At 60.8% G+C, this 20,734-nt stretch carries 17 protein-coding genes and 2 pseudogenes; 8 read left to right on the top strand and 11 right to left on the bottom strand.

The annotated features are described in order from the left end of the window. Window positions 1-1,313: 1,313 nt before the first annotated feature. Window positions 1,314-1,526, top strand: coding sequence for a ribbon-helix-helix domain-containing protein (locus AOT96_RS32320; protein ID WP_058228575.1), 213 nt, complete (start codon window positions 1,314-1,316; stop codon window positions 1,524-1,526). Beyond that, window positions 1,523-1,879 (top strand): type II toxin-antitoxin system PemK/MazF family toxin, encoded by a 357-nt coding sequence (locus AOT96_RS32315; RefSeq protein WP_058228574.1) that lies wholly within the window; start codon window positions 1,523-1,525, stop codon window positions 1,877-1,879. The genes AOT96_RS32320 and AOT96_RS32315 overlap by 4 nt, the downstream gene beginning before the upstream one ends. Window positions 1,880-2,072: 193 nt before the next feature. Here the strand turns inward: AOT96_RS32315 and AOT96_RS32310 are convergent, their stop codons facing one another. The 10 genes and pseudogenes from AOT96_RS32310 to AOT96_RS32260 all read right to left on the bottom strand — a co-directional run bounded on the left by AOT96_RS32310 (window position 2,073) and on the right by AOT96_RS32260 (window position 11,049). After that, window positions 2,073-2,462 (bottom strand): helix-turn-helix domain-containing protein, encoded by a 390-nt coding sequence (locus tag AOT96_RS32310; protein WP_058228573.1) that lies wholly within the window; start codon window positions 2,460-2,462, stop codon window positions 2,073-2,075. 1,068 nt (window positions 2,463-3,530) lie between these two features. Next, the gene (locus AOT96_RS35570) at window positions 3,531-3,992 is read right to left on the bottom strand and encodes a hypothetical protein (protein ID WP_197523656.1); all 462 of its coding nucleotides are present in this window, start codon (window positions 3,990-3,992) and stop codon (window positions 3,531-3,533) included. 617 nt (window positions 3,993-4,609) lie between these two features. Further along, window positions 4,610-4,846, bottom strand: coding sequence for a hypothetical protein (locus tag AOT96_RS32295; RefSeq protein WP_058228570.1), 237 nt, complete (start codon window positions 4,844-4,846; stop codon window positions 4,610-4,612). Next, window positions 4,843-5,103, bottom strand: a complete 261-nt coding sequence (locus AOT96_RS32290) for a ribbon-helix-helix domain-containing protein (protein WP_058228569.1) — start codon at window positions 5,101-5,103, stop codon at window positions 4,843-4,845. The genes AOT96_RS32295 and AOT96_RS32290 overlap by 4 nt, the downstream gene beginning before the upstream one ends. A 515-nt stretch (window positions 5,104-5,618) precedes the next feature. Continuing rightward, window positions 5,619-5,840, bottom strand: coding sequence for a hypothetical protein (locus AOT96_RS36205; protein WP_058228567.1), 222 nt, complete (start codon window positions 5,838-5,840; stop codon window positions 5,619-5,621). 61 nt (window positions 5,841-5,901) lie between these two features. Further along, a pseudogene (locus AOT96_RS36495) lies at window positions 5,902-6,357 on the bottom strand (DUF6596 domain-containing protein); the annotation flags it as partial. Window positions 6,358-7,008: 651 nt separating this feature from the next. Continuing rightward, window positions 7,009-8,139, bottom strand: a complete 1,131-nt coding sequence (locus AOT96_RS32275) for an acyl-CoA dehydrogenase family protein (protein ID WP_083197727.1) — start codon at window positions 8,137-8,139, stop codon at window positions 7,009-7,011. Beyond that, window positions 8,073-9,356, bottom strand: coding sequence for an IS256 family transposase (locus AOT96_RS32270; protein ID WP_065352562.1), 1,284 nt, complete (start codon window positions 9,354-9,356; stop codon window positions 8,073-8,075). The genes AOT96_RS32275 and AOT96_RS32270 overlap by 67 nt, the downstream gene beginning before the upstream one ends. Window positions 9,357-9,402: 46 nt before the next feature. Continuing rightward, window positions 9,403-9,528 (bottom strand): annotated as a pseudogene (locus AOT96_RS35565) (acyl-CoA dehydrogenase family protein); the annotation flags it as partial. 162 nt (window positions 9,529-9,690) lie between these two features. Then, window positions 9,691-11,049 (bottom strand): cytochrome P450, encoded by a 1,359-nt coding sequence (locus tag AOT96_RS32260; RefSeq protein ID WP_058228576.1) that lies wholly within the window; start codon window positions 11,047-11,049, stop codon window positions 9,691-9,693. Window positions 11,050-11,142: 93 nt separating this feature from the next. Between AOT96_RS32260 and AOT96_RS32255 the strand changes: the two genes are divergently transcribed. After that, window positions 11,143-11,763 carry a TetR/AcrR family transcriptional regulator gene (locus tag AOT96_RS32255; RefSeq protein WP_058228577.1) on the top strand — a complete coding sequence of 207 codons (621 nt, stop codon included), beginning with the start codon at window positions 11,143-11,145 and terminating at the stop codon, window positions 11,761-11,763. A gap of 85 nt (window positions 11,764-11,848) precedes the next feature. Here AOT96_RS32255 and AOT96_RS32250 read toward each other — a convergent pair whose 3' ends face one another. After that, the gene (locus AOT96_RS32250) at window positions 11,849-13,090 is read right to left on the bottom strand and encodes a PucR family transcriptional regulator (protein WP_058228578.1); all 1,242 of its coding nucleotides are present in this window, start codon (window positions 13,088-13,090) and stop codon (window positions 11,849-11,851) included. Between the two features lie 134 nt (window positions 13,091-13,224). Between AOT96_RS32250 and AOT96_RS32245 the strand changes: the two genes are divergently transcribed. The 5 genes from AOT96_RS32245 (at window position 13,225) to AOT96_RS32225 (ending at window position 20,602) form a co-directional block, all read left to right on the top strand. Next, window positions 13,225-14,778 (top strand): aldehyde dehydrogenase family protein, encoded by a 1,554-nt coding sequence (locus AOT96_RS32245; protein WP_058228579.1) that lies wholly within the window; start codon window positions 13,225-13,227, stop codon window positions 14,776-14,778. 24 nt (window positions 14,779-14,802) lie between these two features. Beyond that, a complete protein-coding gene (locus AOT96_RS32240) occupies window positions 14,803-15,630 on the top strand; it encodes an SDR family oxidoreductase (RefSeq protein WP_058228580.1) in 828 nt (275 codons plus the stop codon). A gap of 146 nt (window positions 15,631-15,776) precedes the next feature. Further along, the gene (locus tag AOT96_RS32235; protein ID WP_065353027.1) at window positions 15,777-17,183 is read left to right on the top strand and encodes an FAD-dependent oxidoreductase; all 1,407 of its coding nucleotides are present in this window, start codon (window positions 15,777-15,779) and stop codon (window positions 17,181-17,183) included. A 161-nt stretch (window positions 17,184-17,344) separates the two neighbouring features. Next, on the top strand, window positions 17,345-19,132 hold the full coding sequence (locus tag AOT96_RS32230) for an AMP-dependent synthetase/ligase (RefSeq protein WP_065352992.1): 1,788 nt from the start codon (window positions 17,345-17,347) through the stop codon (window positions 19,130-19,132). Between the two features lie 186 nt (window positions 19,133-19,318). After that, a complete protein-coding gene (locus tag AOT96_RS32225) occupies window positions 19,319-20,602 on the top strand; it encodes an IS256 family transposase (protein ID WP_065352562.1) in 1,284 nt (427 codons plus the stop codon). The last annotated feature ends 132 nt before the right edge of the window (window positions 20,603-20,734 follow it).

Genomic DNA, 20,734 nt, shown 5'->3' with positions numbered 1-20,734 from the left:
GTGGTAATCGCGATGTTCGTTGACGGTATTGCGCCCCGTAGTTGAGCGGACAGATGGCGCGGTACGCCGCATGCGACGAAGTGTGAGGAACTGCATTTCGGGCTCCTTTGTGGCATCTACCTCAGATGTGCCCACAGTAAACTAAGTGTGACTACGCGTCCACAGTAACTGTATGAGTCTGCACGTCCACGGGTAAGTCCGGAAGGGCGAAAGGGACGCTCAATATCGCACCATGCACGCAGCTCTCGGCATTTGATGGTGGTGTGGGTCCTCCTGTCGAGACGACGGCGCTGGACGTGGTCGACGTTAGGCCGTTGTGTGCATCTGCCGACCTATACGGTGGGATACGTGCAGGACGAGGTTCTCGCGATCTCGTCACGGTCGGTGTCCCGCTTGATCGGGTCGGAACTCACCTCGCCGAACTCGCGTCCCTGCACCGCGACGACATCCGAGGCGGCGCAGACAGTTGATCATGTGGATCGGCCCGCACGTCTTTCGTCATGCGACGGGGATCCGATAGCCCGTGGTTTGTTGCTCGGATGGCGATCGGTAACAGTGGAAATATCTCACCGGTAACTTTCAAGTTGTGTCAGTTCTCTTTCTTAAGTGACTGTGTAACAACCAGTTTCGATGGAAGTCGCTATCTGAATTGAAATTCTGGGCGGAAATGCACGACGACCAATGGCTCTGGCAGGGGTAACTGTGCGCGTCACCGATTCCGGCGGAACCAACAGCGTCGAGATCGACATGCTCGTGACCGCCGACGCCATCACCGAAGTGCCGTCGGTTGGCTGAGACCTGTTCAGCGCCGAGCCTGCAAGAGCGGAGTTTGCGTCAGGCGCTCCCGGTAGATCGGCGGTGGCCTTCATGGTGTGATCGCACTCTGTACGGCATTGGCTTTAGTGGTGGGTGTTGCTGGCGCGGCACGCCGTCCTGTGGGCGGCAGGAAGAATCTGGCCGACGTGTTCGGCGGCACCGAGCATGAAGCAGTCCAAACCGGAACGCGTTGGGCTGCAGACGTACTGGCGGCAGCGGGAATTTGCTTCGGAGCAACCTTTGGCCGCGTTACGTGAGTTGCGTCGGGCAATCGAGCGTTGTCGCCTATCGGTGCCAAAGTTCTTCTCGATCAACTTCTGCCACCTCACTAACGCAGTCGCGGATCGCTGTCACCGAAACGCCAGCGACCTGGCAACTATGCGGTTCGGAAAAGCTTCGGGGTCGCTGCCTCTTCCGAACGGGCTCTTTCTTACTGGCGAGGCGGCAAAGCGGTTTTCACGGGTTACCACCAGATCATACTTTGGTACGCTTAAAGTATGACCACGAAATTCACCATAAGTCTCCCTGACGAGGATGCACACCTACTCGATGAGTATGTGCGTGATCACGGACTTCGTGGCCGGTCGGCAGGAATTCGAGCAGCACTCCGCCTACTCTCGACGTCCGGACTCGAACGTGACTACGCCGCAGCCTTTGCTGAAGGTGACGTAGATGAAGTGTGGGACGCTGTCACTGCAGACGCCGAATGATTCGCCGCGCGCACATTCACTGGGTGGATCTCGATCCCGCGCAGGGCAGTGAAGCGGCGAAACGACGACCGGCGGTGGTGGTGAGCAACGACCGGGCCAATGTTACTGCAGAAAATCACGGCAGGGGCGTGATCACCGTGGTGCCGTTGACTACCAATACTGCGCACGTGTTTCCGTTTCAGGTGATGGTCGAGTCCGACGAATCAGGTCTGGCGCGAGCGTCGAAAGCGCAAGCGGAGCAAGTGCGGTCGGTATCGATTCGGCATCTGGATCCTGAACCTGTCGGCAAGGTCGGGATGGAGACTTTCGCCGCGCTCGAGGATGCACTGCGGTTGCACCTCGATCTGCAGTAACTGGGCGCTGTTGGGAGCGGGTGATCGCCTCGATCGTCGGGCTGCGGTTGCCGAAGAACTCACGTAGTCTGCCCCACTCGCTGCTTGTTTCCCGTTCCAGGGCGACAGTGAGAGTGCATCTGACGAGCGGCAGGACGACGCGGCTCGCTAGTGATTTGTCTAGATACAGCGAACGAACCGAGGGGCGGAACGCCTAAGGTGTGCTGGTCCAGCCGTCCTGGGTGTGAAGTACTCCGTTCACTCGGACTGGAATAGGGGGCCTTCCGGTGTCTCCTACTGTGCGGCGGCGTATTTCGTCGAGGATTTGCTTGTTCGACATTTGTTGCAGCGACATCCTGGTCGGGGAGAGAGGGCGGTTCTCGTCTTCGGTCATGTAGCCGGCGGCGATCAGCACGTCTTGTATGGGCGCATCGAACAGTGCTGCGACTTGCCGAAGTACCTGCGGGGGCGGTGATCGCACGATCGTTGCCCAATGACGCAACAACGACGGATGCACGCCTGGCGCCCGCGCAGCGTCCTCGATGCTCTCGTAGCCTCGAGCATCGATCTGATCACGAATCCACGCTCCGAATCCTGTGCGCATAACCTGTATTTTTTCATGGATCCGTGGACTCGATGTCGGTGTGGCACTGCTTACTGAATTCGCCCGGGGTTCGTGAGTTTTGACGACAGTACTTCTGTCGTGATGTTGCGAAAAGCTCGGTGGCTAGTCGAATCGTTCTGACACCGACTCAGGGTGTTGCTCCTACGCCGATGTCGAGATGGACCCTCAGCAGCCATCGCATCCACGGGTACGGCGCTGACCTCTGACTCGGTATCGGCTGAATCACCAGGGTTTTCGTTGATGGGGTTGCCACCTTGAGCGACGGTCATTTCGGATTCGGATTTCATCGTCTCCTGATTCGGCACGTACGCCGCGTTCCGGGATCGGGGTGCACCACCACCGCCATACTGCCCGCCTGTCCAGTAATCGCTTCTCGCGGACCTCTGAGTACCGCCATCGACGGATTCGCGGATGCACCCCTCATTCAGTGTGCACCCCTGACCTTCACGTCTGTCGTCGAAACAGTGGACAAAGATCCCAAACATTGAGCACTGCAAGAAAACTGGCATCTTGGGATCGAATTCGGTTAGCATATGGTCGCCGCGGTGATTCTGAGTGGTCAGTTCGTCCGCGCAGGGCCTGCCCTCCGGCTGTCCACTCGCCTAGGGCGGCAGGCTTCTACCTCGCCCCGATTGTCACACGATCCGAATGCGTCGGGCGCGTGGCGACGGCCCAAGACCCGGCCCCAGTCGGAGAGTCAGGAACTTGGTATGACCGCCAATAGGGCATCTGCCAAAGCGCTTCGTGATGTGCGGCAGGCACAGTCGAGACGAAAGCTGGCGGGCTTCTCATGTCTTCGGTCTCTTTACTTCGAGCGCCGGTTGGTTTTTCGTCCGTGGTGATGGCTTGGCTTGTTCTCGACGTGGTGGAGTACTGGCCGGGCGAGCGTGATCGTGCGAGGTCAGGCGCGAGTGTGAAGAGTCTTTCGGGATGGGAATCGCGGGGTCGTGGCGGCCAAACATTCGTCCTGTGTGGCTCGGCTTTGGTGGACTGGAAATCAGAGGAGCCCTGTCTTTTTGAAGAAGCTAGTGACAGCAGCGCTGTCGGTCATGCTGTAGACGTCGATTGTGAGGCCGGTTTCCATGTTGACGTAACTTCCCGATACTTGTCCGGTGGCGCCGTCGCTGATGTTGACTCCTGCTGTGCGGGCGTCGTTTTCGACCAGGGTGTAGTTCCCGTAGTCGTATTCGCGGTATCCGAGAAGTGTTTTCTCGCTTGTTTCAGGTCGAGGCTGGCTGTGAAGCTATTGCCGTATTCGGAGAAGCTTTCGGCGAGTTGGTTGGATTTTTTGATATCGCAGCTGATCACGAGGGCACCGTCGGTGGTGAAGGTGGATTGCCGGCAGTTTTCGGAGGCACTGCTCAAAGCTGTGGGGAGGGCCCCTTTGACGGTGTCGGCGTCGGTGACCGGTCCGGCAGTCGTGGTCGTTGAGGACGTGCTGCCAGCGGCGGCTGGATTGTCCACGTTCGGGTTGCCCGGTGACGGGCGCAGAACGATCACTGCTGCCACGATTGCGCCGATGACGACGAGAGCAATTGGTCCCGCGTCGCGTGCCTGGCCGGGAGGTGGGAACGGCCTTCGTGTCCTGTTTGGCAGGAGTTTTTATAATTCCTTGTGGGGCAACATCTGTGAGGCGACCTTGAAGTCGCTTGTCGGATCGTCGTCCGCGAAACCTAACCCGCCTAAGTACATCGCGGCAATACAGAAATCCAGCAACAGCAGACGTGGCATCTGAGATCGGGTGCTCGTGCGCCAGGAGGGTTCGTTGGCGAGACTGAGTCGTGGATCGGGTTCAGTGCCGTCGCCATAGAGCTGACGGAGTCAGCGCCGAACGTGGCTGTTGTCGAGCGCTACCTCTCTGGCATCTGGGTATTCATTTGTCATGTCACTGAACAACTTCGGGGTGTGAATAGTCAGTGTCATGGGGATGAGGGATGTTGTGTGAGCTGCATGTCGCCCCACTGATGGCGAGAACGGTCGGTGGTGCCAGTTCTCGGCACGGGGCGGTGGCCGCGAACATACCTGTGTCGGTGCAAGCCGTGGTCACCGAGTGTTGATGGCGATGTCGTCGTCGTACTGGCAAGCAGGTCGACTTCCCTGCATCGCACTCGGTGAACAAAGATCGATTACAGGAGATCGACGTACTGAGGTCGGGCCTTCATAGCGTGTATGAGTAGCTCGTTTCCGCTGTCGAAGCGCAGCACAACCAGCTCCAGGAGGCGTCCGTTCGGGTCGAAGCCCAGCCGGAATTGGCGGGCGAGGTTGTCGTTGTCCAAGTCGGCGACATAGACGTGGTGCTCTGCCGCGTAGATGCTGGCGTCTTCGCTGATTGCGTGTTTGAGTGCGGATTTATGGGCTTTCACGCGACCTGGGTCCAGGCACGCACTGCTTCTCGGATCGCTTCGGATCGGGAGACGTGTTCTTGTTCTGCGCGGGCGTTCAACGCTTCGAGCAATGCGGCGTCCATCCGTACGGGTACTACTGCGCCGGGGCCGACGCCGAGGGCGGGTCGGCCCCGTTTGCGTAACTTTTCGACGTCGTAGCCGGTTTCGGCTTCGTTTGCCCATTCTTCGATCATGTTGTCGGTGACGGGCTGATCGTTGATCGTTTCGTCAGTCATAGCTATTAGTGTAATACGAAATTGTGTTGGAGAAGATCGTTCCGGATCCGGATCCGGTGTGTCATCACAGGCGTCCGTAGCCAATATCGCGTCCCGACCCGTCTGGAGTGCATCGGGATGCGTCGGTGAGGCGCAGCAGGGCGGCACCACGATGGTCGACATAGTTCGGGACGTGGTCCTATGTTCTGGGTTCTGCTGCACGACCGGCCGTGCTCTGATCATCTGGTTGCTGACCGCGTCAGCCAGCCGAGGCGAGTTATCGGGAGTGTGCGAGTACCACCAGGGCATCAAGGTGTCCTACCGGCATCGAAGGCTTGTGTACTATTGGGGCCATTTTATTCGCCGTTCGCCTTCGGGAAAGTATCGAGACTCTGGATCGTTCTTCGTCATATCCGCGGCCGCGAGGAAGTCTTCTCTCGCCGCGACGGCATCTCCTTCCGCTTCTCGGAGGTGTGCACGGATCGCGTGCGCGCGATGCCGGGTCAGGGGATGCTGGAGAAGTCGGTGATCACGGTCTAGTTGCTCAAGCAGGACGTTGGCGCGAGCAGGACGTTGGCGCGAGCAGGGCCGAAGGCGTGGGCAACGGCGACGACTCGTGCGAGCATGACGAGCCCGCTGGGCTCGACTTGTTCGAGCGCCAGGTAGAGCGCAGCGATCTGTTTCCAGTCGGTCTCCTCGGCGATAGGAGCGGATGCATGAACGGCGGCGATGGCGGCCTGTAGGCGGTACGTTCCCACGTTCCCTTGTGACCATGCGGTGAGGATCAGTTCCGATCCTTCTTGGATAGTTGTGGTCCCACCGCGTTCGGTCTTGGTCGGCTAGCGGAATGAGATCACCGTTCTCCGAGGTGCGCGTTGCGCGGCACGAATCGATCAGCAGCATGAGCGCGAGAAGGCCTGCCGGTTCGGGATCATCGGGAACGAGTGCGTGGAGGAGTCGTGTGAGGCGAATAGCCTCGCCGGTCAGGTCGGTTCGGGTCAGCTTTGAACCGGTGGTCACCGTGTATCCCTCGTTGAAGATCAGATACAGAATACGCATCACTGTGGAGGGGCGGCCCGAGAAGTCGTCGTTCACCGTGAATTCGAATCGGGCACCGCTCTTTTGGATCTGCTGCTTTGCGCGGCTGATCCGCACGGCCATGGTCTGTTCGGTTACCCCGTAGGCGTGTGCGATGTCTGCGGTCGTCAACCCGCCCACCGCGCGCAGTGTGAGGGCGATGCGGGACGCGGAGGAAAGGGCGGGGTGACAGCACAGCAGCAGAAGGTTCAGGCTGTCGTCGTGGTCGGCCGGGGGTGGGTGCGAGAAAGGAAATTCTCGTCACTTACCGCGTATAGATCACCAGTGAGCTGCCCGATGCCTGGAAACGACAAAATCTTGATGACTGAACATCGCCGAAGCACATTTCCTCAACGCGGGCGATGCATCAGTGTCCAAGCCTGTGATCAGGAGGAGGACGCGGTGAATCACAGGCTCGGCCGAATCGTCGGTGTTCCCTGAATTTCGGCTAGGCGGTCAGCACTGAGCGAGAAAAGCTACCATGAGCTTGCCGGGGGGCGAACCGCACTAACGGTTTCCTTCACGGAGTCGGATACTCGGGCAGGCCGCAGTCAGACGGTGACCTCACGGTACACAACGTCATGGTTTCAACATGCGACACGATCGGTTAGCGTCTGAGGACTTAGTGAGGATGACGACTCCTCTCAATGCTCCGGATTGCCGCCTTCGGGAGTTCGATCTTCACAGTTCAGAGGGCTATTCTTCCGATCTGACGCACCGTGACCCTCGCCATCGTGAATGCACCAGGGCCTATCGCTTCGATATTCTCCAATTGTCACAAGTAGAGATAGCTACATCGAAAATCCAGCCCGCCGACAGTTCCATTTCAGGTCTTGATTACGGACTCGATCAAAGGTTCAAGGATCGCCCGATGATCTCCTTCATGATCTCGGTGGTGCCGCCGTAGATGGTCTGGATACGAGAATCCATGTATGCCTTAGCGATGGGGTATTCCTTCATGTAGCCGTAGCCGCCGTGGAGTTGGAGGCATCGGTCGATCAGTTTGACCTGGGCTTCGGTGGTCCACCATTTAGCCATGGCGGCTTCTTGCACGGTCAATTTCTCGGCATTGAGTTGCTCGATGAACTTGTCTACGAGAACGCGGACGGCCGTAGTCTTCGTGGTCTCTTCCGCCAGTACGAATCGGGTGTTTTGGAAGCTACCGATCGACCTGCCGAAGGCCTTGCGCTCGCGGCAGTACTGGATCGTGCTCTCCAGAACGGATTCCATGACTGCAGCAGCGACCACGGCGATGGAAAGCCTCTCCTGGGGAAGGTTCTTCATCAGGTAGAGGAAGCCCATTCCCTCCTCGCCGAGCATGTTGGAGGCGGGGACTCGGACGTCGGTGAAGCTCAGTTCTGCGGTGTCTTGTGGCTTTAACCCGATCTTGTCGAGGTTGCGCCCTCGTTCGAAGCCTGGCATTCCGCGCTCGACAAAGAAGAGGCTGAAGCCTTGCGCTCCGATGTCGGGATCAGTGCACGCAACGACGATGACGATGTCGGCGTTGATGCCGTCGGTGATGAACGTCTTGGACCCGTTGAGAATCCAGTCATCGCCGTCGCGGACGGCTCTGGTCTTGATGCCCTGCAGGTCGCTGCCGGTTCCGGGTTCTGTCATGGCGATCGCTGAGATCAGTTCTCCCGAGGTGAATCCCGGCAGCCAACGCTGTTTCTGCTCGTTGTTGCACAGATCGACCAGATAGGGCGCCACGACGTCGCTGTGGAGCATGAAACCGATACCGCTGTAACCAGCCTTGGTGGCTTCCTCGGTGATGACGACGTTGTATCGGAAGTCTTTGACGCCGCCGCCGCCGAATTCCTCGGGAACGGCCATTCCCAGGAAACCTTGCTTGCCGGCTTCCACCCAGACGTCGCGGGTCTGTCCAGAAAACGGTGTAATTGATTGGTTTCTAACTACTTTCGTCCGGCAGACAGCCGTCCGTCGAACGTTATCTCGAAGGCATTCAGTGCTGCCTTCCATCGGTTGGACCAGCGCCTGCGGGCGGTGCCTTTGGGATCGAGGCTCATGATGGCCAGATACACGCATTTCAAGGCCGCGGCCTCGGTCGGAAAGTGTCCACGGGCCTTGACAGCCCTGCGGATTCGAGCGTTGACACTCTCGATGGGGTTGGTCGTGTAAATGACCTGCCGGATGGCGTTGTCGAATTGTAGGAACGGCACGAACTCAGCCCAGGCGTTAGTCCAGAGCCTGATGATCGCGGGATAGCGTTTCTCCCATTTGTCACTGAACTCTGCGAATCGGTCGAGCGCGGCCTGCTCCGACGGAGCCGTGTAGACGGGTTTGAGGTCCTTGGCGATCTCGGACCAGTCCTTGCGGGAGGCATAGGCGTAGGTGTTACGGAGAAGATGGACCACACAAGTCTGCACGATGGTCTGTGGCCACACTTGCTCGATCGAGTCGGGTAGATGCTTGAGACCATCGCACACGACGATCAGAACATCCTGCACACCACGGTTTTTCAGCTCGGACAACACCCGAAGCCAGTACTTCGCTCCCTCCCCGTCGCCGTGCTCACCGACCCACAATCCGAGGATGTCGCGGGTGCCGTCGACAGTCACCCCCATCGCGACGTAGATCGGCCGGTTAGCGACGTTGCCCTCGCGAATCTTGACGTGGATGCAGTCGATGAACAACACCGGGTACACAGGATCCAACGGCCGGTTCTGCCACTCGGCCATGCCTTCCATCACCCGCTCGGTGATCGTCGAGATCGTCTGCTTGGACACATCAGCTCCGTACACCTCGGCCAGGTGTGCAGCGATCTCACCGGTCGTCAAACCCTTGGCCGACAATGAGATCACCATGTCCTCCACGCCCGACAGCCGACGCTGCCGCTTGGCCACGATCTTCGGCTCGAAGGAGGAATCCCGGTCACGGGGCACCTCGAGTTCGACCGGGCCGGCCTCGGTCAACACGTTCTTGGCTCGTCTGCCGTTGCGGGAGTTGCCGCTGCCCCTCCCTGCCGGGTCGCTCTTGCCGTATCCGAGGTGGTCGTCCATCTCGCCTTCGAGCGCGGACTCCACGACTAGCTTGGTCAGCTTCGACAGCAATCCACCATCTCCGGTCAACTGCAGCCCTTCGGCTCGCGCCTGCTCGACCAGCTCTTTGAGCCGCGCATCGCTGATACCCGGCTGAGCCGAGTTCGTCTCTGTCTCACGTTCAATCACGTCAGTCATAGTGGCGTATCTCCTTTCAGAGTTACACCGTTGTTCTTACAGTCCCGACGTCGCGATCGACGATGTTCTGCTCTTCCCACTTGTCGTGGAAGGGTGCGACGTGCTGTGCCAAGAACTTCTGGAAGGACTCCCGGAAAAGATCATGTTCCGGTTCGAACAGGGTACGTTCCACGCCAACTCCTACTACGTCGATGTTTTGTGGGAGAACTGAATTTCGTTGCGTCCGTTTGTACTTTCGTAGGACGGTACGAACTCGTCAGAGCATTCGTCGATGATGTGAGCGATCAGGAGCGGTGGCTGCATCCGCCTGTAGAGCAAGATTTCTGACGCATCCTCACTGCTCGAGGAAACGCAGATCGACCGGTTGTCCGTCGGAGGGGAACGGCAGGGACGTGAAGTTGAGCGGGGCGACGTAGTCGGCGTCGACGCGCCAGTCGAAGCGCAGAAGGAGATGATGCATGATCGCTTTGATCTCGGCGCCGGCGAAGTGCATGCCGAGGCATTTGTGCACACCACCACCGAACGGCTCCCACGCGTATCGGTGCACCTTGTCTTCGCGTCGATGCTCCGCGAAGCGCTCGGGATCGAAGCGTTCTGGTTCGGGCCAGTACTGCGACATGTGGTGCGTGAAATGCGGCACCACCGCCGCGTACGTTCCTGCAGGCACGAAATGTCCCTGGACCTGGGTGTCGCGGACCGCGCGGCGCGCCATGACCGGTACCGGTGAGACGATCCGGAGGCATTCCTTCATGACCAGATCGAGGCTGACGAGTCCGTCGAGATCGGCGTAGCTCGGTGACGCTGTTCCCAACGCGAGGGACTCTGCCCGGCATCTGTCCTGCCACTGTGGGTGTTGGCCCAGGTATTGCATCATCGTGGAGATGGTGATGGTGGAGGTGTCGTGCGCGGCCATCAGGAGGAAGATCATGTGGTCGACGACTTCGTCGTCGCTGAAGCGTTGTCCTGCTTCGGATTCGATGTGGCAGAGCACGGAGAACAGGTCATCGGTTTCGTGTGATCGGCGTGCCGGTAGGTACTGCCGGAAGAAGTCTTCCAGGACTCGGCGTCCGTCGAGTCCTCGCTTCCACCTGGTTCCTGGGACGTTGTAGCGCACGACTGAGGTGGCTGCCTGTACACAATCGACGAAAGCTTTTTTCACCGAGTCGATTTGGCTCTCGGTGGATCCTTCCGCGCCTCCCATGAAGATGTCGGTGGCGAGATCGAGGGTGAGTGATTTGAGTGCGGTGTAGGCGCGGAATCCGTCGGTGGGAGTCCAGGCGTCGAGCGCCGAGGCGATCGCCGGGTTGAGAACGTCGACTGTTTTTTCCAGGCGTGATCGGGTGAACGCTTGCTGCATGATCCGGCGGTGTCGTAGATGTTCTTCCGAGTCGAGAAGCATGAGGCCGCCGTGGAAGAAGGGGCCGATCAGGACCGACCAGCCGTCGCCGTTGACGAATGCTCGATCTTTGTTCTGCAGCACTTCTTGGCATGCGTCGGGGCCGAGGACCGCGACCCAACGTCGCCCGATCATCGAGAACCAGGAGATCTCGCCGTAGCGGTCCCAGTGCTTTTGCATCAAGGCGAGGGGATCGCGGATGTATTCGAGTGCGTGCCCGACACCGGGGAGCCCCGATCGGCCCGAGATCGGGAGTAACTGCGACTGTGCTGGTGGATCGGCCAGGATCTTGGACATGGATGAACCTCGACTTCCGCATTGATCTGACAGTGCATCCTGTCAGATATGGGTAGTCTGCGTCACAGTGATCGGATCTGTCAATATCGACCTATGACTTCTCCTACGCCACGTCGATACGCGGGCCTGAGCGGCGACCAGCGTGCAGCACTGCGGCGTGAAACCTTGCTCGAAGCCGCATTGGAAGTCTTTGCTGCTACAGGCAAGAGTGGCGCCACCATGACCGCCATCTGCGCGCACGCCAAGTTGACCGAGCGGTACTTCTACGAAAGTTTCACCAGCAGAGACGAACTCCTGCAGAAGGTCCTGGACGGAATCGCCGACGAAGTCCGCGAAGCCGGACTGGATGCACTTCGGGTGAGCGGCGGGACGCTCGAGCAGCGCGTACGAAATGCCATAGCGTCATTCGTCACCATTTTGACCGACGATCCACGCAAGGGACGTGTTGCGATGATCGAATCCGCAGCGTTCGAACCTCTGCGCACACACCGACGTGCAGCGCTGCGGGGTTTTGCTCAGATGGTGGCCGACGAAGCCACCCGAATGTACGGCGACCGGGCATGGCCACCACACCAGGGCGAAATCAACGGATTGCTGTTTGTGGGCGGCTTGGCCGAGTTGGTCACCGCATGGTTGAACGACGAGATCGCCATCACCCCTGACGAGATCGTCGATGCGGCAACATATCAATTCACCTCTACCGCCCACCGGTAAGGAGTCTGGTGCGGGGAGTTCACGATCGAACGGGTAGCGAGGGCTCTAACCACACCCCTGCAGGGCATCGGCCAGCTGAAGAATGTCACTCGTGGATGGCCGGACCGAAGGTGTCGGCGTATTCGAGCGCAAGTTCGAGTTTGAGCCGGTTGGCCCCGATGGGGTGTCCGAGCATCTCCTCGGCGCGCTGGATGCGGTACCGCACGGTGTTCTTGTGCACGCCGAGAGCGCGAGCTGCCGCGTCGGGGCTGCGGTTCACATTCAGGTAGGTGCGCAGAGTGCGGCGCAACTGGGTGGAGGCTGCATCGGTACCGTCGAGGCCGCGTAGTTCACGCGAAACCAGTGCCCTCGCCGCGTCGGGGTGGCCGTCGAGTAGGTGGATAATTTCGACGTCTGCATACAATATCGGACAAGCCGCAACCTCCTGTTGTTCCGAAATATGTTGAGCGGAAACAGCTTCGGTGTGACTTTGCCGAAATCCTCGAATTCCTTTGCCTGGGTTGCCCATCGCGATCGATATCCCGGCCGGGATATCCGCACCGATGTCCACTGCGGCGAGATCCGACTCGACGTCCATCGACAGCCACGCCCAGAGCCCTCGCGACCCCGACGGCAGAGTCAGTAGCTGGCGAGCCCCGATCGTGGCCGCGACCGCGCGGACAACGGAATTCAGGACGCCGATCACGTGCTCGGTCTGCTCTGACGGCGCATTGTCGAACCACAGCACCAGTGCCGTGTTATGGCTGATCAACGGGTAATTCAAACGGTTCGATGCCGCCGCTGCATCGACGATCTCACCTCGGATGATCGCCTGCACGGTTTCCGCCTGCCGTGCGAATGCGCCGCTCAATCCGCGCTCTCGTTCCTCACTGTAGGTATCGGTGAGTATCTCCAACGACACGTTGAGCCAGTGATTCGCCCGCTCCAGGAGCCGTATCAATACCTTCGGTTCCAGTACGGGGTCGGTGATGCGCTCACTTGCCGTTTCCGCGGCGAACCTCAGCAGCGCCTTCTGGCCGACTCGGTAGATCTGCATCAAGACCCTCAGATGCAGACCTCGTCGGGCGATCGTGCGCGCGAGATCATGAGCTGCGAGCGGTAGGTCCACCTCGGCGGAGTCGTCGGTGAGCCAGATCAACAGCGCACGCCCTTGCCCGCGGGTGCTGGCATCGAGGTCCCGTCGCAACTCCCGGTCCGCGGAAACTTCGGGGACCTCCGCCACTATTGCTGCGTCGAAGCGCGCGACAAGGCCATCGAGGGTGCCGGGCACCAGCGCCTCCGCAGCGAATTCCCGGAGCCAGGCCATCACCATGTCGTCAGCGGACACGTCAGCACCTCTTTCGCATTTGGACTCAAAGTACAAGAGTTACCAATCTCCTTGGCCTATTTCGCCAAGCAAACTTCAGATCGCTTGTGTAATTCTAATAAGACGTGGCGCACATCATAGAAGGCGGGGTTCATATGAGATCCGGAAGCAAGGCCGAGACGGGCTATGACGACAACGATGTGCACTGCCCCGCGGACGGACGCCTCGTCGCGCGCGTACCGGACAATAGTTCCGAGACAGTGACCGAGACCGTCCGATCTCTGCGCGCTCACCAAGTCGAGTGGGAAGCGCTGGGGCCGAAAGGTCGGGCCAAGTGGCTACGGAAGCTGCGGGACTGGCTCCTCGACAACGAGCGCCATCTCATCGACGTACTGCAGTCCGAGACCGGCAAACCGCGCGCCGAAGCAGCCATCGAGCCCGCGCTCGCGTGCGATCTGATCAACTACTTCGCTGACAATGCCGGCACGTTTCTCGCCGACGAGCGTGTGAAACCCCACGGACCGCTCTCGATGACCAAGCGACTGATCAAAACTGTCCGCCCCTACCCGGTAGTCGGTGTGATCACTCCGTGGAACTTCCCGCTCGCGATGCCGGCGATGGACATCATCCCGGCTCTGCTCGCCGGCGCGGCGGTTCTGCTCAAACCGTCCGAGGTGACGCCGTTGGCAGCCGTCGAACTCGCACGGGGATGGTCGGACATTGGTGCGCCCCCTGTCTTCTCGGTCCTCACCGGCCGCGGCGACACCGGTGCAGCGGTAGTGGATTCGGTGGACTTCGTGCAGTTCACCGGTTCCACCGCAACCGGTCGAGCGATCGCGGTGCGGGCTGCCGAGCGACTGGTGCCGTGCAGCCTCGAACTGGGCGGCAAAGACCCAGCGATCGTGTTGGCGGATGCAGACCTGGACCGCGCGGTAGCCGGAATCGCCTGGGGAGGCCTGTTCAATGCCGGACAAGTGTGTGTGTCGATCGAACGCGTCTACGTCGAGGCCCCCGTCCACGACGAGTTCGTCGCGCGACTGGTGGCACTCGTCGGCTCGCTCCGACAGGGCACCGGCGACGACGGATATCGCACCGATGTCGGCGCGCTGGCCACCGAGGCGCAACGTGACCTCGTTGCCCGTCACGTCACCGACGCTGTGGACAGCGGCGCCACGGCCCTGACCGGAGGAAAAGCCGGGAGCACCGGCACCTTCTTCGAGCCGACTGTCCTCGTCGACGTAAACCATTCGATGGCCTGCATCCGGGAAGAGACCTTCGGGCCCACCATCCCCGTGGTCAAGGTCGCCGACGCCGACGAAGCCGTACGTTTGGCCAACGATTCCGAGTACGGCCTGTCTGCGACGGTGTGGTGCGGGAACAGAACCCGCGGCGAGGAGATCGCCCGCCGACTCGACGTCGGCGCGGTGAACATCAACGACGCCTTCTCCAATCTGTTCGCGCTGGGGCTACCGCACGGAGGCTGGAAGCAATCCGGTCTCGGCGCACGATTCGGGGGTGAATACGGAATCCGCAAGTACACCCGGCAGCAGGCGATCACGATGCCGCGCGGACCCGTGATGAAGCGGGAATTGCTCTGGTATCCGTACACCCCCTTCCGTGGTCGTTTCGTCGGCCGGCTGCTGCGCGCCCTCGTCGCGCGTGACCCGCGCCGCCGACTGTCCGCAGCAAGCCGCTCGAACTCCCTGTAACGACGACTGAAGGACACAAGGAAAATGACACAATCTCTGCACGGTCGCGTCATCGCGATCACCGGCGGTGCCCGCGGAATCGGGTTCGCGACCGCGACCGCGTTGACCAGACTCGGCGCGAAGGTGGCGATCGGGGACATCGACGAGGCCAAACTCAAGGAGTCCGCGACCCAACTCGGGCTGACCAGCTACCGCAAGCTCGACGTGACCGACACCGAATCCTTCGAGGCCTTCCTCGACGACGTGGAAGCAACGCTCGGGCCTATCGACGTGCTCGTCAACAACGCCGGCATCATGCCCGCCGGCCGGATCGCGGACGAACCCGACGCGGTCACCCGTCGGATCCTCGATATCAACGTCCTCGGGGTGATCACCGGCTCCAAACTCGCTGTTCGGCGAATGCTGCCGCGCGGCCGCGGACACGTGGTCAACATCGCCTCACTCGCCGGCGAAATCTACACGCCCGGACTGGCCACCTACTGCGCCAGCAAATATGCCGTCGTCGGTTTCACCGACGCCGCGCGGGTGGAGCACCGCGGTACGGGAATCAAGTTTTCCGCGGTCCTGCCATCCTTCGTCAACACTGAGTTGACGGCGGGTACCAAGGGGCTTCCCGGACTCAAAAACGCCGAACCGGAAGACATCGCACGTGCCGTCGTGGCATTGATCGAACGCCCCAAGCCGAAGGTGCGGGTGACCAAGCTCGTCGGCGCTCTCGCCGCCAGTCAGAAGTTCTTCCCCCGCCAGGTCAGCGAAGCGCTCACCCGAGCGCTTCACACGGACAGAGTGTTTCTCGAGGACGTCGACACCGCAGCCAGGCGGGCCTACGAAGAGCGGGCTCGTCACAGCTGAGCCAGAGTGTCCGCGATGCGCGGGCACTTCGTCTCGGTCGTCGCTCCGATTCTTCCGGAGTCGGCATGACAGCACTTCATCTCAGTCAACGACAGAAGGCGCAGAAGATCTTCATGACCACCGAAGCTTCCATTTCCGCGACACCGATGTCGCCCGAGGACGATGTTCCACGCCCACTCCGGGTCGCGATCGTCGGCGCCGGCCCCGCCGGCATCTACGCCGCCGACGCCCTCATGAAATCCGACACCGCAGTTTCCGGCCGCGGCGTCAGCATCGACCTCTTCGAGCGCATGCCCGCGCCCTTCGGCCTGATTCGTTACGGCGTCGCGCCCGATCATCCGCGCATCAAGGGCATCATCACTGCCCTGCACAAGGTGCTCGACAAGCCTCAGGTCCGCCTGCTCGGCAACATCGACTACGGCACCGACATCACCCTCGACGACCTGCAGTCGTTCTACGACGCGGTCATCTTCTCGACCGGCGCCAACGCCGACCGCGCGCTCGGCATCCCGGGCATCGAACTCGACGGCAGCTACGGCGCGGCCGACTTCGTCTCCTGGTACGACGGCCACCCCGACGTACCGCGTACGTGGCCGCTCGAAGCCGAGAAGGTCGCCGTCCTCGGCGTCGGCAACGTTGCGCTCGACATCGCCCGCGTCCTCGCCAAGACCGGCGACGAACTGCTGCCGACCGAGATCCCCGCCAACGTCTACGAGGGCCTCAAGAACAACAAGGCCGTCGAGGTTCACGTCTTCGGACGCCGTGGCCCGGCCCAGGCCAAGTTCACGCCTCTCGAACTGCGCGAACTCGACCACTCGCCGACCATCGAGGTCATCGTCGACCCCGAGGACATCGACTACGACGAGGGTTCCGAGCAGGCTCGCCGCAACTCCAAGCAGGTCGACATGGTTGCGAATACGCTGCAGGACTGGGCAATTCGCGACGTCGGAGCCCGCCCCCACAAGCTGTTCCTGCACTTCTTCGAATCTCCCACGGAGATCCTCGGTGAAGACGGCAAGGTCGTCGGCCTGCGCACCGAGCGCACTCAGCTCGACGGCACCGGCAACGTCAAGGGCACCGGCACGTACAAGGACTGGGATGTCCAGGCCGTGTACCGCGCCGTCGGTTACCTCTCGCAGAACATCACGCAGCTGCCGTTCGACGACCAGGCGGGCACCGTCCCCAACGACGCCGGACGCGTCGTCGCCGACGACAACGCCGAGGGCGCAGCCCGGTTCATGCCGGCCACCTACGTCACCGGCTGGATCAAGCGCGGCCCCGTCGGCCTCATCGGCCACACGAAGGGTGACGCCAACGAAACCGTCGCGAATCTTCTCGAGGATTCCGTCGACTTCGCGGGCGCCGCGAACCCCGACGAGAACGCCGTCATCGAGTTCCTCGAAGGCAAGCAGGTTCCGTACACGACCTGGCAGGGCTGGTACCGCCTCGACGCGCACGAGCGCAGCCTGGGCGAGCCCGAAGGCCGTGAGCGCATCAAGGTCGTCGAGCGTCACGACATGCTGAAGGCATCCGAGCCCGACCGCACCCACTGAGTCGAATCCACGTGAACTGAGTGCTCGAACACCTGAATATGCCCAGAAGTGTCCGAACTCTTCACGGCGTTTCATGCGGCAGACACCATCCCCGATTCCAAGAAGAACGGGGGTTTTCATTTACCGAAGCGGCCACAGAGCTGTCACTGAAGGGGTCAATAGTGCGCGAGTTCTCAGTTCCACAGTCGTTCTCAATTCCTGGAAACATTTCCACGGCCGACTCCGTGTTCCGTCACGCCGAAGAAGACCCCACATTCGTGCCGTTCAAGAGGCCGTCGAACGGCGGCTGGGTCGACGTCACTGCAGCTGAATTCGCGAAGCAGGTCTCCGCAGTTGCCAAGGGCCTGATCGCGTCAGGTGTCGAGCTCGGCGACCGCGTCGCTATCCTGTCAGCGACTCGCTACGAGTGGGTCGTTCTCGACTACGCCATCTGGACTGCAGGCGGATGCACCGTCGCGATCTACGAGACCTCCTCCCCTGATCAGGCGCAGTGGATCCTCGAGGATTCCGCGACAACACTTCTGGTCGTCGAAACGGCCAAGCACGCGGAGACTCACAAGGAAGTCACCGACGGTGCAGAAGCCCTCCGCGAGGTTCTTGTCATCGAGTCGGGTGCTATCGACGAGCTGTCCAGTCGCGGTTCGGCAATCACCGACGAAGAACTGCACACTCGTCGTCACCAGGTCACCGCTGCCTCGCCCGCGACCCTGATCTACACCTCCGGAACCACCGGACGCCCCAAGGGTGTCCAGCTGACGCACTCCAACTTCTACGCCGAGTCCAACGCCTGCCGCCTGGCGATGCCGGAGTCCATGGTCCCCGGCAAGAAGACGCTGATGTTCCTGCCGCTTGCCCACGTATTCGCGCGAGCGATCTCCTTCGGCGCTTTCGACGCCAAGGTCACCGTCGCCCACACGTCGGACCTGACGACGCTGCTCGAGCAGTTCGCCGGTTTCAAGCCCAACTTCATCCTCTCGGTGCCCCGCGTGTTCGAGAAGGTGTACAACTCGGCTCGCCAGAAGGCAGTCGACGGCGGTAAGGGCAGCATCTTCGACAAGGCTGCTGCCACCGCCATCGAATACAGCGAATCCCTCGAAAAGGGTGGCCCCGGACTGGCACTCAAACTCAAGCACGCGGTATTCGACAAGCTCGTCTACTCGAAGTTGCGCGCAGCTCTGGGCGGCGAGTGCGAGCGTGCAGTCTCCGGTGGCGCAGCCCTCGGCGCGCGCCTCGGCCACTACTTCCGCGGCGTCGGCATCCCGATCTACGAGGGCTACGGACTCACCGAGACCAGCGCCGCAATCACCGTCAACACCTCGAGCGCGCAGCGCGTCGGCACCGTCGGCAAGCCGATCAACGGCCATGCAGCACGGATCGCCGAGGACGGCGAACTCCTCCTGCAGGGCCCGGTCGTGTTCGCCGGCTACTGGCACAACGAGAAGGCCACCGCCGAATCCATCGTCGACGGCTGGTTCCACACCGGCGACCTCGGCTCGATCGACAACGAGGGCTACGTCTCCATCACCGGGCGCAAGAAGGAAATCATCGTCACCGCGGGCGGCAAGAACGTCGCACCGGCAGGCCTCGAAGATTCCCTGCGCGCGCACGCACTGATCAGCCAGTGCCTCGTCGTCGGCGACGGTCAGCCGTTCATCGGTGCACTGATCACCCTCGATCCGGAGACTCTGCCCGGTTGGGTCGAGCGCAACGGCCTGCCCGCCGGCACCCCGATTGCCGATCTGGTGAAGAACGCCGACCTGATCGCCGAGATCGACTCGGCCGTTGCCGACGCGAACAAGAAGGTCTCCAACCCCGAGCAGATCAAGAAGTACACGATCCTCGAGGTCGACTTCACCCAGGAGACCGGTGAATTGACGCCGACGCTCAAGCTCAAGCGCAACATCATTCACGAAGCTCACAAGACCAAGATCAGCGACCTGTACGCCTGACCGATCGACTCCGCTCACTGGTATCCAAAATTCCCTTGGAGAACTGAAGGAAAAATCGACAAACCTCACAGCATGCCAAATTAGGCAGCAAAAACCATGCCACATTCAGCCGAAAGTCACACCAAAGGTTTATGTGCGAAGGGACTGTAAGAACAACGGTGTAACTCTGAAAGGAGATACGCCACTATGACTGACGTGATTGAACGTGAGACAGAGACGAACTCGGCTCAGCCGGGTATCAGCGATGCGCGGCTCAAAGAGCTGGTCGAGCAGGCGCGAGCCGAAGGGCTGCAGTTGACCGGAGATGGTGGATTGCTGTCGAAGCTGACCAAGCTAGTCGTGGAGTCCGCGCTCGAAGGCGAGATGGACGACCACCTCGGATACGGCAAGAGCGACCCGGCAGGGAGGGGCAGCGGCAACTCCCGCAACGGCAGACGAGCCAAGAACGTGTTGACCGAGGCCGGCCCGGTCGAACTCGAGGTGCCCCGTGACCGGGATTCCTCCTTCGAGCCGAAGATCGTGGCCAAGCGGCAGCGTCGGCTGTCGGGCGTGGAGGACATGGTGATCTCATTGTCGGCCAAGGGTTTGACGACCGGTGAGATCGCTGCACACCTGGCCGAGGTGTACGGAGCTGATGTGTCCAAGCAGACGATCTCGACGATCACCGAGCGGGTGATGGAAGGCATGGCCGAGTGGCAGAACCGGCCGTTGGATCCTGTGTACCCGGTGTTGTTCATCGACTGCATCCACGTCAAGATTCGCGAGGGCAACGTCGCTAACCGGCCGATCTACGTCGCGATGGGGGTGACTGTCGACGGCACCCGCGACATCCTCGGATTGTGGGTCGGTGAGCACGGCGACGGGGAGGGAGCGAAGTACTGGCTTCGGGTGTTGTCCGAGCTGAAAAACCGTGGTGTGCAGGATGTTCTGATCGTCGTGTGCGATGGTCTCAAGCATCTACCCGACTCGATCGAGCAAGTGTGGCCACAGACCATCGTGCAGACTTGTGTGGTCCATCTTCTCCGTAACACCTACGCCTATGCCTCCCGCAAGGACTGGTCCGAGATCGCCAAGGACCTCAAACCCGTCTACACGGCTCCGTCGGAGCAGGCCGCGCTCGACCGATTCGCAGAGTTCAGTGACAAATGGGAGAAACGCTATCCCGCGATCATCAGGCTCTGGACTAACGCCTGGGCTGAGTTCGTGCCGTTCCTACAATTCGACAACGCCATCCGGCAGGTCATTTACACGACCAACCCCATCGAGAGTGTCAACGCTCGAATCCGCAGGGCTGTCAAGGCCCGTGGACACTTTCCGACCGAGGCCGCGGCCTTGAAATGCGTGTATCTGGCCATCATGAGCCTCGATCCCAAAGGCACCGCCCGCAGGCGCTGGTCCAACCGATGGAAGGCAGCACTGAATGCCTTCGAGATAACGTTCGACGGACGGCTGTCTGCCGGACGAAAGTAGTTAGAAACCAATCAATTACACCGTTTTCTGGACAGACCCTGTGCGAACTCCGATTCGGGATGGAATTGAGGAGGTCGCACGCATGGGTGTCGGTGAGGAACCGGGTCTCGTTCGAGTCGAACATGACGCCGA

The organism is Rhodococcus sp. 008 (assembly GCF_001682295.1).
GTDB classification, from domain to species: Bacteria; Actinomycetota; Actinomycetes; order Mycobacteriales; family Mycobacteriaceae; genus Rhodococcus_F; species Rhodococcus_F qingshengii.
This window is presented reverse-complemented; position numbering and strand designations above follow the sequence as displayed.